The sequence below is a fragment of the Cellulomonas algicola genome, from assembly GCF_019024305.1.
Taxonomy (GTDB): Bacteria; Actinomycetota; Actinomycetes; order Actinomycetales; family Cellulomonadaceae; genus Cellulomonas; species Cellulomonas algicola.
Map to the genome: position 1 here is coordinate 591,119 of NZ_JAHKSJ010000002.1, position 14,391 is coordinate 605,509.

Below are 14,391 nucleotides of genomic sequence, written 5' to 3' on the forward strand. Positions count from 1 at the left end.
CCTCCTGTCCCGAGTCGTCATGGTCCAGGACGCGGAGGGATGGCGGATCGTTGGTCACCCGCTCGGACGCCGGGCACGGACGCCCGGGAGGTCAGGTCCCGGTGGGTCGGTCGCTCAGCCCACGGGTCGCACGTCGTAGGAGATCCGCTCGCCGCGGTCCCACGGCTGCACGTCGACGGTCCAGTCGCCGCTCGCGGTGACGTACCCGGACAGACTCCGCTCGGTGTCGGCGTGCGCGCCGTGCTCGGCCAGGAGCCGCCAGGCGCGCCCGTGCGCGTCGACGCCGGGCACCCGGACCTCGAGGTGCCAGCCGCCGCCGACGTGCGGCGCGGCCGCGACGAGCTCGCCCGGCAGCACCGGCACGTCGTCGACGGGGAAGTCGTCGGGCAGGCCGGTCACGGCAGGGCCGGGGTCGAGGAGGTCGACGGTCCAGCCGGACGCGACGTCCGCGACAGGCGCGTTCGCCGTGACCGGGCCGTCGCCGACGTACACGTCGTACGTCCCGGCGGGCAGGTCGCTCCCGGCGCACGCGTGGAGGTCGAGCCAGGCGTAGGCGGTGAGCATCGTGGTGCCCGGGACGACGACGGGCTCGGGCGTGTCGACCGTCGCGGCCTGCTGCCACGTCGACGCGGCGTCGTCACCGCGTGCGACGTTCTGCGCCCAGCCGACGACCTCGCCGTCGCGCGCGAGCATGACCCGCATCCCCGCGCCGTCACCCGGCGCGTGGTGGTCGTCCGCGACGTGCGCGGCGACGAGCTCGAGCGTCCGGCCGGCCCACTCCCCGAGCGGACCGCCCGCCCCGACCTCGCGGCCCTCGTCGACGTCGCCGAGCGACCGCAGCTGCGGCGACATCTCGCGCCCCGAGGGCTGGGCGACGACGCGCAGGTCGTCGTCGCGGTGCGTGCGCGCCCACGCGGCCACGTCCGTGCCGCACGTCGTGCCCGGACGCAGCTCGCCGTCCCCCGAGCCGGCGGCGAGGTGCACGCCGCCGGCCGTGACGGCGCCCGCCGCGACGAGCCCGACGGCGCCCTGCGCGCCGGAGCGGACGGCGCGACGGCGTCGGATGCGGCGCAGCAGGTCGGCGGACGTGAGCGGGGAGTCCTGCGTGCCGCCGTCGATCGCGGCGTGCAGGTCCGTGCGCAGGTGCGTGCTCATCGGGAGCTCCTCTCGGGGATGGCGTCGATCAGGGAGACGTCGTCGCGGGCGTCCTGCAGCGGGCCGAGCAGGCGCTCGAGCCGCTCGGTCGCCTCGGACAGGTACCGCTTGACCGTCCCGTCGGCGATCGCGAGGGTGCGGGCGATCTCGGGGACGGTGAGGTCGTCGTAGAACCGCAGGACGACGACGGCGCGCTGCCGCGGCGGGAGGGTCGCGACGGCGGACTGCACGTCGAGGCGCGCGCTGCTCGTCGGCTCGGGTCCGGGTGACTCGTCGGCCCGGGCCAGCAGGTGCTGGACGGCGCCCCAGCGGCGGCGTCGGCGGTGCTCCTCGACGAACAGCGTGAGGATGGTCCGCCGCACGTAGGACTCGGCGGCGTGCGCCTCGCGCAGCGCATACCGGCGGGTGAAGCAGCGCACGACGGCGTCCTGCACGAGGTCCTCGCCGCTGCGGCTGTCGCCCGTGAGCATCGTGGCGTAGCGGACGAGCGCGGCGCCGCGGGTGCGGAGCAGCTCGTCGAGCACCTGTTCCCAGGCGGGCATCGGACCTCCCTGTCGTGGCCGTCATGGTGCACGACGGTCGGCGGGGCCCGGATCGTTGTGGCGGCGCTCCACCCCGGTGCTACGTGCCGGGGACGGCGCGCGCGTAGCGCTCGGCCAGGACCCGGACGTGCGCGACGAGCGCGGGCGGCTCCTCGACGTGGAAGTCGAGGCCGAGCATGCCGATCCACACGGCGACGACCTCGACGCTGTCCCCGCCGGTGACGAGGACGCTGCGCCCGTCGTCGGTGGCCTCGACGGTGCCGACGGTCGGGTTGATGCGGGCCAGCACCTCGTCGGGCGGGGCGTCGACGGTGACGCACGCGTGGACGGTCCAGCCGGTCCGCGCGACCTCGCGGACGGTGAACTCGGTCATGTCGCCGGGGAACGGCGTGGGCGTGAAGCGTCGGCCGCCGGGCGTGCGCAGGCGGAGCCAGTCGACGCGGTACGGCGCCCAGGTCCCGGTCGACGGCGCGCGGGCGACGAGGAACCAGCGGCGCTGCCACGCGACGAGGCGGTACGGCTCGATCTCGACGGGCTCGTCGCGGTAGTAGGCGCGCAGGCCTGGTGGTCGCGGACGGCGTCGGCGAGCGCCGCGAGGACGACCGTGTCGACGGCCGGGTCCTCGACGTTCGAGTCGGTGTTCTCGGGTCCGCTCGCGCTGGCGTCGCGGATCGACGCGAGCCGCCGGCGGAGCCGGTCGGGCATGACCTGCTCGAGCTTGGCGAGCGCGGACCGGGCGGGGTCCTCGAACCCCGCGGTCGCGGTGGTGCGGCGCAGGCCGACGGCGACGGCGACGGCCTCGGCGTCGTCGAGCAGGAGGGGTGGCACGCGCGCACCGGCGCCGAGCCGGTAGCGGCCGCCGGGTCCGCGGACGGCGTCGACGGGGTAGCCCAGGTCGCGCAGCCGCGCGACGTCGTTGCGCACCGTGCGGTCGGTGACGTCGAGCCGCTCGGCGAGCTCGGCGCCGGACCAGTCGGGGCGGGACTGCAGGAGGCCCAGCAGCGTGAGCAGGCGGGCGGACGTCGTGGCCATGGGCGCTCCCGGACCTGGTGCGAACCCGCCCCGGACCGCCGCAGGTCCGGCGGGAGAAGCGGAAAGAACCGTTCCGCAACGGCTCCTAGCGTGAGGGTACCGAGCAGGACGAAGACCCCGCTTACGGACCCGCGGAGACCACCATGACCGCCACCCCGCTCTCGATCCGCCCGTTCGCCGTCCACGTCCCGGACGCCGACCTCGACGACCTGCACGAGCGGCTCGCGCGCACCCGCTTCGCCCCCGCCGCGCCCGACGACTCCTGGGAGTACGGCACCCCGCAGTCGTACCTGCGGGACATGGTCGCGCGCTGGACGACGTTCGACTGGCGGGCGGTCGAGGACCGGCTGAACGCGTACCCCGGCTTCGTCACGGAGATCGACGACCAGCCGCTGCACTTCCTGCACGTCCGCTCGGCGCACGCCGACGCGACGCCGCTGCTGCTCGCGCACACCTACCCGGGATCGGTGCTCGACTTCCTCGGCATGATCGACGCGCTCGTCGACCCGACCGCGCACGGCGGCCGGCCGCAGGACGCGTTCCACGTGGTCGTCCCGTCGATGCCGGGCTTCGGCTTCTCGACGCCGCTCGTCGGGGCGGGCTGGACGATGGCGCGCGTGGCGCGCATTTACGACACCCTCATGCGCGGGCTCGGCTACGACGCCTACGGCGTGCACGGCAGCGACGGCGGCGCGATGGTCGGTCGTGAGCTCGCGATCCTCGACCCCGACGGCTTCCGCGGCGCGCACGTGCTGCAGCTGTTCTCGTTCCCGACGGGCGCACCGGGGGAGATGGACGGCTTCGGCCCGCAGGAGTACGCCGCGCTCGCGCACATGCAGTGGTTCCAGTCGGTCGGCGCGTACAACACGATGAACGCGTCCCGGCCGCAGACCGTCGCCGCCGGCCTCGCGGACTCGCCCGTCGCGACGCTCGCGTACCACGAGCTCTTCGAGAGCTTTGGCAACGGCACCTCGCTCGTGACCGCCGACCAGGTGCTCGCACAGGCCAGCCTCTACTGGCTCACCAACACCTACGCGACAGCCGCGCGGTACCACTACGCCGAGCAGCGGTCGGGTGCGGAGCCCGTCGTCAGCACCGGGCGGATCGGTGTCGCCGTCTTCAAGGACGACTTCCAGACGATCCGCAGCCTCGCCGAGCGCGACAACGCCCGCATCGAGCACTGGACCGAGCACCCGCGCGGCGGGCACTACGCGGCGCTCGAGGTCCCGCAGGACGTCGTCGACGACCTGCGCGTGTTCTTCGCCTGACGCACTCGTCGTCACCCGGTCGGGGGCGGTGACCCGCGTCGTCGGGCCGCCGCCCCCGCGCCCGTCGCCGACGCTCAGCGGCCGCCGACGCCGCGCGTCGTCAGGCCCTCCAGCGCGGCGGCCGCGCGCGCCTGCTTCACGCGGTACATTGCCGCGTCCGCGTCCCGCATGACGTCGTCCGCGGTGCCCGGGACCCGCTCGCTCGTCGCGATGCCGACGCTCACCCCGACCTGCACGGTCGTCCCGCCGACGTCGAGAGGCTCGAGCAGCGCGCGGCTCAGGCGTTCGGCCACGGCCGTCGCGTCGGCCGTCGACGACATGCCGTCGAGCAGCACGACGAACTCGTCACCCCCGAGGCGCGCCGCGAGGTCGTTGGCCCGCACGGCACGGCTGATCCGCCCGGCGACGGCGACCAGCACCTCGTCCCCGACTGCGTGGCCGAGCGAGTCGTTGACCTCCTTGAACCCGTCGAGGTCCAGGAACAGCACGCCGAAGTGGTAGTGCATGTGGTGCTGGGCGCGGGTCACGGAGCGCTGGAGCTGCTCGGTGAAGAGCGCACGGTTGGGCAGCCCGGTCAGCGGGTCGTGCAGCGCGGCCCGGCGCAGCTGTTCCTCCTGGTGCCGCAGCTCGAGCGCGACCGTCAGCAGGGCCGTGCACTGGTAGGGGCTCTCACGTCCGTTCTCGACGCCGGTCTGCAACGGGCCGACGAACGTGAGCAGCCCCCAGTCGCTGTCGTTGACCTTCGCCGGCACGACGAGCACGACGTCCTCGGGGTCGCGCGCGAGCGCGATCACGTCGCGCGGCGGGAACGACCGGACGCCGGTCCGGCGGGCGACCGGGTGCGTCGCGACCGGACCCGCCGCGTCGCCGTCGGGCGAGCGCTCGTACGTCCCGGTCACCCGGAGCGTCCGCGCGTCCGGGTCGGGCACCGACCGCTCGCCGGTCGTCCACAGCCCGAGGCAGCCCGCGCGGGCGAAGGTGTGCCGCATCCAGCGCAACGCGGCCGGGTCCTCGTCGGGCGTGTGCAGCAGGTCCATCGTCAGCTCGTAGTGCATCGCCAGGGTCCGGCCGAGCGCGCGCGCCCCGGCGAACGTGCGCTCGCGGGCGTCGTCCGCCCGGTCGGCTCGGTCGGCGTCCGCCGTGCCGGGCGCCGGGCGCTCGACCGGGCACCCGCACGACTCCCGCGGCACGAACGTCGTCGGCACCCGGACGGTCCGCGGTCCCTCGGCGGCGGCCCGGCGGTCGCGGAGCAGCTCGACCGCCGTCGCGCCGATCGCCTCCATCGGCTGCGCGACCGACGCGAGCCCCGGCGACTCGAACCGCGCCCGGTCGATGTCGTCGAACCCCACGACGGCCTGGTCGCCGGGTACGTCGTGCCCCGCCTCGCGAAGTACCCGCATCAGGCCGATCGCGTTGAGGTCGGTTCCGCACACGACGGCGGTCGACGGCAGCCCCGCCGCGAGCATCGCGCGCGCCGCCACCGCACCGCCGCCCTCGAGGTTGTCGGGCGCGTCGTAGACCAGGTCGTCGGCGGGCACGATCCCGGCCGCGTGCAGGCCGTCGCGGTACCCGTCGTAGCGCTCCGCGACGTCCGGTGCGCCCCGGAACCCGGCGAAGGCGATCCTCGTGTGCCCGTGCGCCGCGAGGTGCGCGACCGCCGCCGCGACGCCCGCCGCGTTGTCGGCGCGCACCGACGTGATCCCGGGCAGCGAGTGCCCCACGAGGACGACGTCCGCACCGCTCGCGTGCAGGTCCTGGACGTAGTCGTCCGCGACCGCGCCGACCGGCACGACGAACCCCTCGACGTGGTCGTGCGCGACGGGCGGCAGGTGCTCGGGCACCGTGTGCGCGTCGATCCGGAACGACGCCGCGTCGAGCGTCTGGACGACGAGGAGGCGGCTCGCGGTGCGCCGCGCGCCCCGCTGCGTGCCGTTGAGCACCCGCCCGTAGAACGGTCCGCCGATGAACGGCGACAGGACGCACACGAGCGGCTCCCCGGAGGGTCGGCGCCTCCCGCCGTCCAGGAGTCCGTCCGCCATCGGTGCCGCCGCTCGTCGTCGCCTCGTCGCGCTGTCGCCCGTGCGTATCGGTCGCCCGGGGCACGTGCTGAGCCGCGGGTCGCGGGACCACCCGCCCGGCGCATCGGGACGCGCCGTGGGCACGGGCCAGGCCGGGTGCGACGGGTCCCTCCACCTGCGCACCCGGCCCGTGACCGGGGACCGCCGCCGTCAGCGTGGCGCGACGTCGTACCGGAGCAGCATGCCGCCGTCGTCGGACGCCTCGACGCCGAACCACACGAGCCAACGTCCGTCCGGGGAGACGAAGGCACCCGACGGGAAGCGGTCGTCGTCGAGCGTCTCGGGGTCGAGGTACGTGGGCGCGTCCGCGCCGCTCTCGAGGCTCCGCTGCGCGTCACCGGCGGGGTCGACACCGACGGCCCGCAGCGTGAACGACCAGCCGCCGTCGGGCCGCTCGGTCGCGTCCAGCAGGGTTGCCTCCGGGAGCGGGAGCCCGGCCGGGAAGCCCGCGGGGAGGGCGACGCCCTTCGGAGCCGTGCTGACCTCCGTCGTCCACGGCCCGGCGAAGCCCGTGCCGGGCGCCTGGGCGACGTAGACGTCGTACCTGCCGGCGGGCACGGCGTCCTCGTCGTCGCACGGCTGCGGGGACACGAACACCGTCCCCGTCTCCCAGACGCCCGACGTCGCCGGGTCGGGCACGCTCTGCAGACGCCACCGCTCGTCGCCCGGCAGGCCGTCCTCGCCCCACGCGACGACGCGACCGTCCCGCGCGAGCAGCACCTGCGTGCCCTCCCGCGGGGCGTCCCCGTCGTCGTTGCGGCGCACCAGCGCGAACTGGAGCCAGTGCGGGTCGGAGACGCCCAGGTCCGTCTCGAGGACGACGTCCGGTGCGCGCAGGTGCTGCTGGAGCGTGCGGTGGACGTCGACACCCTGCCCGAGCGCGAGCCACGTGGGGTCGGGGTCCGGCGGCAACGACTCCACGGCGACCCCGCACAGGTCCGCGGGGGACTCGCCGGCCGCGGTCGTCGCACCCTCGCGCTCGGCGAGCTGCACCCCGCCGATCGCGACCGCGCCCGCCGCGCCGACGCCCACCGCCGCCCGTCCGCCCGCGCGCGCGGCCCGGCGCCGTCGGATCCGCCCCGCCAGCGCGTCCACCGCGAGCTCCGCGTCGGGGCGGCCGGGGTCGACCGCGTCGTGCAACGTCCGGGACAGCAGCCTGCTCATCGCTCCTCCTTCGTCGTGACCAGCTCGATCTCCTCGTGCGCGTCCGGCAGCGGGCCCAGCACGGCCTCCAGCTGCGCGGCCGCGTCGAAGAGGTACCGCTTGACGGTGCCGTCGGACAGGTCCAGCCGGCGCGCGATCTCCGGCACCGTCAGGTCGTCGTAGAACCGCAGCACCACGCACGCCCGCAGCCGCGGCCGCAGCGTCGCGAGCGCCGCGTGCACGTCCAGCCGGTCGGGCGCCGACTGCTCCGGCCCCGACGTCTCCTCCGGGCGGGCGACGAGGTGCCGCAGCCCGTCCCAGCGCACCCGGCGCCGGTACCCGTCGAGGAAGATCGTCAGCACCGTGCGCCGCACGTACGCCTCCGCCGCCCCGACATCCCGCAGCGCCGACCCACGGCTGAAGCACCGCACGAGCGCGTCCTGCACCAGGTCCTCCGCGGACCGCACGTCCCCCGTGAGCAGCGCCGCGTACCGCACGAGCGCGCCGCCGCGCGTGCGGACGAGGTCCCCGAGCACCTCCTGCCAGACCGCCACGTGCGCATCCTCCCGTCGTCGTCCACCGTCACGGAGAAGGACGAACGGGCGACGTGCACCGTTGGTCGCGCGACCCACGGTGGACGTCCACCTGCGCGTCACGTCCTCGTGCGACCCAGGTCACATCGCGTGGCTAGACTCTGCGGGTCCGGCGGCAACGGGGCCGCGGGACAGGCACGGTCAGGGGGAGCGTGCCGGGCACCATCCTGGGAGGATGCATGGTCGAGCTCGGTTCCACGAGCATCACGATCGTCGTGGTCATCGCAGCGGTCGCGGTCGCGTCCCTGGTCGTCGCTGCCGTGCTGCGCCGTCAGGTGCTCGCGGCCGGTGAGGGTACGGCCTCCATGCGCGAGATCGCGCGCGCGGTCCAGGAAGGGGCGTCGGCGTACCTGAGCCGGCAGTTCCGCACCCTGGCCATCTTCGCGGTCGTCGTCTGCGCCCTGCTGTTCCTGCTGCCGGGAGACGCCGGCATCAAGGTGGGGCGGTCCATCTTCTTCCTCGTCGGCGCGCTGTTCTCCGCGTCGATCGGGTTCCTGGGCATGTGGCTCGCGACGCGCGCGAACCTGCGCGTCGCGGCGGCCGCGTCCCAGCCCGGCGGTCGCGCCGAGGGGGCGCGCATCGCGTTCCGCACCGGCGGCGTCGTCGGGATGAGCGTCGTCGGCCTCGGTCTGCTGGGTGCCGCGGCGGTCGTGCTGCTGTACCGCGGCGAGGCGCCCGGCGTCCTCGAGGGCTTCGGCTTCGGCGCCGCGCTGCTCGCGATGTTCATGCGCGTCGGCGGCGGCATCTTCACCAAGGCGGCCGACGTCGGCGCCGACCTCGTCGGCAAGGTCGAGCAGGGCATCCCCGAGGACGACCCGCGCAACGCCGCGACCATCGCGGACAACGTGGGCGACAACGTCGGCGACTGCGCGGGCATGGCGGCCGACCTGTTCGAGTCGTACGCCGTGATGCTCGTCGCCGCGCTCATCCTCGGCAAGGCGGCGTTCGGCGAGCACGGGCTCGTCTTCCCCCTCGTCGTGACGACCGTCGGCGCGCTCGTCGCGGCGCTGGGCGTCGCGATCACGCGGGTCCGCGGCAACGAGAGCGGCCTCACCGCGATCAACCGCGGCTTCTACATCTCGGCGCTCGTGGGCGTCGCGCTCGCGGCCGTCGCGGCGTTCGTCTACCTGCCGTCGTCCTTCGCGGACTTCACGGGCGGCACGGCCGGGCTGGAGAACCACGCGGGAGACCCGCGGCTCATCGCGTCGGCCGCCGTCGCGATCGGCGTCGTGCTCGCCGGGATCATCCTGTGGGTCACCGGTTACTTCACCGGCACGACGAGCAAGCCCACGCTGCACGTCGCCAAGACGACCCTGACCGGCGCCGCGACCGTCGTCCTGTCGGGCATCGGCGTCGGGTTCGAGTCCGCGGTCTACACGGCGGGCATCATCGCCGCCGCGATCTGCGGCGTGTTCCTCATCGCGGGCGGCAACGTCGCGCTCGCCCTGTTCCTCATCGCGCTCGCGGGCTGCGGTCTGCTCACCACCGTCGGCGTCATCGTCGCGATGGACACGTTCGGGCCGGTCAGCGACAACGCGCAGGGCATCGCCGAGATGTCCGGCGACGTCAGCCCCGAGGGTGCGCAGATCCTCACCGACCTGGACGCCGTCGGGAACACCACGAAGGCCGTCACCAAGGGCATCGCGATCGCGACCGCCGTGCTCGCCGCGACCGCGCTGTTCGGGTCCTACGCGGACGCGGTGCGGGTCGCGCTGGGCGACATCACCGGGTCGGTCGGCGACGACATCGCCACGGCGATGCTGTCGTACGACATCATCAGCCCGGTCACGCTCGTCGGCGTGATCCTCGGCGGTGCGACCGTCTTCCTGTTCTCCGGCCTGGCGATCGACGCCGTGACCCGCGCCGCGGGCGCGATCGTCTTCGAGGTGCGCCGCCAGTTCCGCGACTTCCCCGGCATCATGACCGGCGAGACGCGGCCCGAGTACGGCAAGGTCGTCGACATCTGCACGCGCGACTCGCTGCGCGAGCTCGCCACCCCGGGCCTCCTCGCGGCGTTCGCGCCCATCGCCGTCGGCTTCGGCCTCGGCGTCGGGCCGCTCGCCGGGTTCCTCGCCGGGGCCATCGGCGCCGGCGTCCTCATGGCCGTGTTCCTCGCGAACGCGGGCGGCACGTGGGACAACGCGAAGAAGATCGTCGAGGACGGGCACTACGGCGGCAAGGGTTCCGACGCGCACGCCGCCGCCGTCATCGGCGACACCGTCGGCGACCCGTTCAAGGACACCGCGGGCCCGGCGATCAACCCGCTCATCAAGGTCATGAACCTCGTCTCGGTGCTGATCGCGCCGGCCGTCGTCGTGATCTCCGTCGGCGACGACGCCAACCACGTCGCGCGCCTGTCCATCGCGGTCGTCGCGGCGCTCATCGCGTTCGGTGCCGTCATCGCCTCCCGGCTGCGCGCGGCGCGCGTCGACCGTGAGGAGACCGTCGCGGCCGAGGCGGAGCGCGCGCTCGCGCGCTGACCGACCCGCACCACCCGGACGCCGTCTGCCCGATCGGGGGTGGGCGGCGTCCGGCGTCGCGCGGGCGTCGTCGCCGTGGGTGAGACTCGACCGTCCGGCGGTGACGCGGGGCCGATCGACGCAGGAGGTGGCGGTGGCGCGGGTGATGGTGCTCGTCGGGCGGGACCGGTACGGGGACCCGTGGCACGACCACGCGGCGACGTCCGACGCGGTGGCCGTGCTGCTGCGCGACGACGGGCACGCCGTGACCGTCCGCAGCGTGTTCCCGGACGCGCTCGACGACGTCGGCCGGCCCGACCTGCTGGTCGTGAACTGCGGGCAGGGGCCGCTCGACACCGCGGACGCCGACGCGTGGCGCGGGTTCCACGACCGGCGCGCCGCGCTCGTCGACGACGGCGTCGCCGTCCTCGGGCTCCACCAGGCGGCCAACACGTTCGGCGACGACCCGCGCTGGGCGGCGACGCTCGGCGGACGGTGGGACGACGACGTGTCGTGGCACCCGCCGCTCGGCGCGGCACGGTTCCGGGTCGTCGACGCGACGCACCCGGTGACCGACGGGCTCGACGACGTCGACGCGGTCGACGAGCGGTACGCGGACCTCCGCGTCGCGGACGACGCGCACGTGCTGCTGGTGGCCGACGTCTCGGACGACGACGGCGCGACGCGCGCGCACCCCGTCGTGTGGGCCGCCGCCGGTCCGGGCCGCGTCCTCTACGACGCGCTCGGGCACGACGTCCGGTCGTACGCGTCCCCGTCGCGGCGCGCGCTGCTGCGCCGTGAGGTCGCGTGGCTGCTCGACGCGTGATGCGCTGGTCCCCGTGACGCTGCGACTCATGTCCTACAACGTCAAGGGCCTGCAGCAGGACGGGCGGGCCGTGGCGGAGGTCGTGCGCGCCGAGCGCCCCGACGTCCTCGCCGTGCAGGAGCCGCCACGCGGCCCCCTCGGGTGGTGGCAGCTGCACCGGTTCGCGCGACGTGCCGGGCTGCGCGTCGTCGTCGGCGGGCGCGGCGCGCGGACGACCGCGCTGCTCGCCGCCCCCGGGCTCCCCGTGACCCACGCGCACGCCCTCCCGCTGCCGTGGCAGGCGGGCACCGTTCGGCGCGGGGTCGCGCTCGCGCGCGTCGGGGGCGTCGTCGTGGTGGCCGTGCACCTCTCGCTGGACCGTGCCGAACGGCTGCGGCACCTCGACGTGCTCGACGCGCACCTGGTGGGTGCCCAGCGTCCGCTGGTGCTGGTCGGCGACCTGAACGAGCAGCCGGGCGGCCCGACCTGGCAGCGGCTGCTCGGGTCGGGGACCGCGGGGGGACTCGGGGGTGCCGGCGGGACCGCGGGGGCGCAGGCCGGGCTCGCCGGGCTGCTCGACGCGGCGCCCGACGGCCCGCCGACGTACCCGGCCGTCGACGCGCGCCACCGGATCGACGTCGTCCTGCACGACGCGAGCCTGCGCGTGGTGGCCGCGCACGTGCGCGACGACGCGCTCGTGCACCGCGCGAGCGACCACCGGCCGCTCGTCGTGGACCTGGACCTGAACCTCGGGCCCCGACCCGCGGACCCCTGACGCGCCGGCGCGTGCGAGCCGCGCGGGTCGACGTCGCGTGCGGGACGTGTCGCGTCCGCGCCGTCGACGCGTCAGCGCGGGTCGACGTACAGCTCGACGTCCGCCGGGCGCAGCACGTCGGTGGTCGTCGCCCAGCCCGACGCGTGCACCGTCGCGACCGTGCCGAGGTACTCGGGGGTCGGTGCGGGGCGGGCGTGGCACACGACGTGCAGGTCAGGGTCGAACGGGTCGCCCGCCTGCACGGGGAGCTCGCGGATCCCGACCGCCGAGAGCACGCGCCGCAGCTGGAGCGCCGCCTCGTCGGTCGTGACGAGGTCGGCGAGCGCGAGGAGCTCCTCGACCGCCGCGTCGTCGAGGTGCGGCCACTCGCCGGCCGCGAAGGCGCGCTCGGCGGCGTGCGCGCGCTCGGCTGCGAGCGCCCGCTCGACGGCGAGGGCCTGACCGACCTGCAGCGCCGGTTCGACGGCGCGGGCCTGCTCCTGCGCCCACGCGCGCTCGTCCTCGAGCTTCTTCTCGGTGTCCTTCAGCGCGGACCACGCCTGCTTGAAGCGGGCCGTCGTGTACCGGTCGTGGCGGCGTGCGCGGCGACGGCCGACGAGCGCGACGAGCGTGACCAGCGCGAAGAAGCCCGCGACGGCCCACGGCAGCCACGGGGGAGCGGCGTCGGCCCACGCGGTCACCTCGGACCACGACGGCACGGCGAGGACGGACGTGTCTGCTGTGCGCGGCCGTGCGCCCAGCGTGAGTTCGAGTGCCATGCTGCCGACGTACCTTCTGCGTGCGACTGTCCCGGGCGGGGGACCCGGGACGGGGCGGCCCCAGGGCGTCATCGTGGCGCAGAATCCGGCACACCGGGACGGATCGGTCGCGGCGCGCCTCGGACGGCGCAGGAGGACCGCTCGTTCGGGTGACACGTGCCGCCCGCGCCGCTCCTCCCGCCCCGCCGACGGTGCGCGGCCGCGCGGGCTTGCGAGGGGAGAATCGGGGCATGAGCGTCGACGTCCCGCAGCCGGACCCCGCCCTCCTCGACCACCTGCGCGACGACCTGCGGCGTGCGTCGTTCACGGTCGCCGCCGTCGAGGACCTGCTCGGGCCGGTCGCTGCGGGCGCCCTGCACCGCGAGGAGCCCGTGCCCGCGTTGCGCGCCACGGCCGCGTCCGACGAGCCCGTCGCGACGCTCGTCCGCGCGTTCCTGCTCGGCTGCCGGGTGCGCCGCGACGCGCTCGACCGGGCGCTGCCGACGCTGGGCTCGCGCGGGGCGCACGCGCTCGGTCTGGTCGACGCGAGCGGCGCGGCCCCCGACGACGACGTGCGCGCGCTCGTCGACCTGCGCCCGTACGCCGCGTCCGACGGGTCGGGCGACGTCGACTGGTGGGTCGCGTCCGACCTCGGCGAGCTCGCGACGGGGACCGCGCTGCGGACGGACCACGTGCTCGGCGTCGGCGGCGCGTCGACGACGCTCGCGCAGGTGACGGTGCGGTCGCCGCGCCGGCGGGTCCTCGACCTCGGCACCGGGTGCGGGGTGCAGGCGCTGCACGCGACGCGGCACGCCGACGCGGTCGTCGCGACGGACATCTCCCGGCGCGCGCTCGCGTTCGCGCGGTTCAACGCGGCCCTGGCGGGTGTGGCGCAGCAGGTCGAGCTGAGGGAGGGGTCGATGCTCGAGCCCGTTGCCGGGGAGCGGTTCGACCTCGTGGTCAGCAACCCGCCGTTCGTCATCACGCCGCGCTCCGCCGACGTCCCCGCGTACGAGTACCGCGACGGCGGCCGGGCCGGCGACGCGATCGTGCGCGAGCTGGTCGAGGGCGTCGGCGACGTGCTGGAACCCGGCGGGGTCGCGCAGCTGCTGGGCAACTGGGAGGTGCGACGCGGCGAGTCGTGGGACGAGCGGATCGGCGCGTGGGTCCACGCGTCCGGGCTGGACGCGTGGGTCGTGCAGCGCGAGCTCCAGGACCCCGCGCAGTACGCCGAGACGTGGATCCGCGACGGTGGCACGACGCCCGACCGGGACCGCGACGCGTGGGCGGCCCGCTACGGCGCGTGGCTCGACGACTTCGCGAGCCGCGACGTCGAGGCCGTCGGGTTCGGGATCGTGACGCTGCGCCGCCCGCTCGACGGTGCCGGCCGGACGCTGCGTCGTCTGGAGGAGGTCACGGGGACCGTCGCGCAGCCGCTCGGGCCGGTCATCGGTGCGGCGCTCGACGCCCACGACTGGCTCTCGGCCCGGAGCGACGCCGACCTGGCCGACGCACGTCTGGTCGTCGCCCCCGACGTCACCGAGGAGCGCTACCTGACGCCGGGCGCCGTGGACCCGCAGGTCGTGCTGCTGCGGCAGGGCGGCGGGTTCGGCCGGACGGTCCAGGCGGGCACGGCGCTCGCGGGCTTCGTCGGGGTGTGCGACGGCGAGCTCACGGTCGGCCAGATCGTCGGCGCGCTGGGCGCGCTGCTGGAGGTGGGTGCCGAGGCGGTCGCCGCGGACGTCCTCCCGTCGGTCCGCGGCCTGGTGACGGACGGCCTGCTCCTCCCGTCGTGAGGCGGACG

General features: G+C 75.5%; 12 protein-coding genes and 2 pseudogenes. 5 read left to right on the forward strand and 9 right to left on the reverse strand.

Features of this window, described 5'->3' with window-relative positions; translation table 11 throughout:
- Window positions 1-114: 114 nt before the first annotated feature.
- The 5 genes and pseudogenes from KOV94_RS02755 to KOV94_RS21445 all read right to left on the reverse strand — a co-directional run.
- Window positions 115-1,155: a hypothetical protein gene (locus KOV94_RS02755; RefSeq protein WP_124344340.1), complete on the reverse strand. Its 1,041-nt coding sequence runs from the start codon at window positions 1,153-1,155 to the stop codon at window positions 115-117.
- A complete protein-coding gene (locus KOV94_RS02760) occupies window positions 1,152-1,697 on the reverse strand; it encodes a sigma-70 family RNA polymerase sigma factor (RefSeq protein WP_218051151.1) in 546 nt (181 codons plus the stop codon). Before KOV94_RS02760 ends, KOV94_RS02755 begins: the two co-directional genes overlap by 4 nt.
- Window positions 1,698-1,776: 79 nt before the next feature.
- Entirely contained in the window at window positions 1,777-2,070 is a 294-nt protein-coding gene (locus KOV94_RS21435) for a WCX domain-containing protein (protein ID WP_443623164.1), read from the reverse strand.
- A 108-nt stretch (window positions 2,071-2,178) separates the two neighbouring features.
- Window positions 2,179-2,670 (reverse strand): annotated as a pseudogene (locus KOV94_RS21440) (hypothetical protein); the annotation flags it as partial.
- Window positions 2,616-2,729 (reverse strand): annotated as a pseudogene (locus KOV94_RS21445) (HTH domain-containing protein); the annotation flags it as partial. The pseudogenes KOV94_RS21440 and KOV94_RS21445, both read right to left, overlap by 55 nt.
- 143 nt (window positions 2,730-2,872) lie before the next feature.
- Between KOV94_RS21445 and KOV94_RS02770 the strand changes: the two are divergent.
- Window positions 2,873-3,997: an epoxide hydrolase family protein gene (locus KOV94_RS02770; RefSeq protein ID WP_124344343.1), complete on the forward strand. Its 1,125-nt coding sequence runs from the start codon at window positions 2,873-2,875 to the stop codon at window positions 3,995-3,997.
- Window positions 3,998-4,071: 74 nt separating this feature from the next.
- On the opposite strand, the gene KOV94_RS02775 is transcribed toward KOV94_RS02770, so the two are convergent.
- The 3 genes from KOV94_RS02775 to KOV94_RS02785 form a co-directional block, all read right to left on the reverse strand.
- Window positions 4,072-6,036 (reverse strand): diguanylate cyclase domain-containing protein, encoded by a 1,965-nt coding sequence (locus KOV94_RS02775; protein WP_218051152.1) that lies wholly within the window; start codon window positions 6,034-6,036, stop codon window positions 4,072-4,074.
- Window positions 6,037-6,225: 189 nt separating this feature from the next.
- Window positions 6,226-7,239: a hypothetical protein gene (locus KOV94_RS02780; protein WP_218051153.1), complete on the reverse strand. Its 1,014-nt coding sequence runs from the start codon at window positions 7,237-7,239 to the stop codon at window positions 6,226-6,228.
- A complete protein-coding gene (locus KOV94_RS02785) occupies window positions 7,236-7,772 on the reverse strand; it encodes an RNA polymerase sigma factor (RefSeq protein WP_124341103.1) in 537 nt (178 codons plus the stop codon). Before KOV94_RS02785 ends, KOV94_RS02780 begins: the two co-directional genes overlap by 4 nt.
- A 218-nt stretch (window positions 7,773-7,990) precedes the next feature.
- On the opposite strand from KOV94_RS02785, the gene KOV94_RS02790 reads away from it, so the two are divergent.
- From KOV94_RS02790 to KOV94_RS02800, 3 genes are all read left to right on the forward strand, one after another.
- On the forward strand, window positions 7,991-10,291 hold the full coding sequence (locus tag KOV94_RS02790) for a sodium-translocating pyrophosphatase (protein ID WP_124341104.1): 2,301 nt from the start codon (window positions 7,991-7,993) through the stop codon (window positions 10,289-10,291).
- Between the two features lie 100 nt (window positions 10,292-10,391).
- Window positions 10,392-11,096, forward strand: coding sequence for a ThuA domain-containing protein (locus KOV94_RS02795; RefSeq protein ID WP_308160331.1), 705 nt, complete (start codon window positions 10,392-10,394; stop codon window positions 11,094-11,096).
- Window positions 11,097-11,109: 13 nt separating this feature from the next.
- Complete coding sequence (locus KOV94_RS02800; protein WP_124341105.1) at window positions 11,110-11,850, forward strand: endonuclease/exonuclease/phosphatase family protein; 741 nt, start codon at window positions 11,110-11,112, stop codon at window positions 11,848-11,850.
- Between the two features lie 71 nt (window positions 11,851-11,921).
- Here the strand turns inward: KOV94_RS02800 and grpE are convergent, their stop codons facing one another.
- Entirely contained in the window at window positions 11,922-12,608 is a 687-nt protein-coding gene (grpE, locus tag KOV94_RS02805; protein ID WP_124341106.1) for a nucleotide exchange factor GrpE, read from the reverse strand.
- A gap of 230 nt (window positions 12,609-12,838) precedes the next feature.
- Between grpE and KOV94_RS02810 the strand changes: the two genes are divergently transcribed.
- Window positions 12,839-14,383, forward strand: coding sequence for a DUF7059 domain-containing protein (locus KOV94_RS02810; RefSeq protein WP_218051154.1), 1,545 nt, complete (start codon window positions 12,839-12,841; stop codon window positions 14,381-14,383).
- Window positions 14,384-14,391: the final 8 nt, after the last annotated feature.

What these genes read in the sequence shown, in the direction of transcription:
- KOV94_RS21435 (WP_443623164.1), bottom strand. Translation starts at nt 2,070, where the DNA reads ATGACCGAGTTCACCGTCCGCGAGGTCGCGCGGACCGGCTGGACCGTC.
- KOV94_RS02770 (WP_124344343.1), top strand. Translation starts at nt 2,873, where the DNA reads ATGACCGCCACCCCGCTCTCGATCCGCCCGTTCGCCGTCCACGTCCCG.
- KOV94_RS02760 (WP_218051151.1), bottom strand. Translation starts at nt 1,697, where the DNA reads ATGCCCGCCTGGGAACAGGTGCTCGACGAGCTGCTCCGCACCCGCGGC.
- KOV94_RS02780 (WP_218051153.1), bottom strand. Translation starts at nt 7,239, where the DNA reads ATGAGCAGGCTGCTGTCCCGGACGTTGCACGACGCGGTCGACCCCGGC.
- grpE (WP_124341106.1), bottom strand. Translation starts at nt 12,608, where the DNA reads ATGGCACTCGAACTCACGCTGGGCGCACGGCCGCGCACAGCAGACACG.
- KOV94_RS02775 (WP_218051152.1), bottom strand. Translation starts at nt 6,036, where the DNA reads ATGGCGGACGGACTCCTGGACGGCGGGAGGCGCCGACCCTCCGGGGAG.
- KOV94_RS02790 (WP_124341104.1), top strand. Translation starts at nt 7,991, where the DNA reads ATGGTCGAGCTCGGTTCCACGAGCATCACGATCGTCGTGGTCATCGCA.
- KOV94_RS02810 (WP_218051154.1), top strand. Translation starts at nt 12,839, where the DNA reads ATGAGCGTCGACGTCCCGCAGCCGGACCCCGCCCTCCTCGACCACCTG.
- KOV94_RS02755 (WP_124344340.1), bottom strand. Translation starts at nt 1,155, where the DNA reads ATGAGCACGCACCTGCGCACGGACCTGCACGCCGCGATCGACGGCGGC.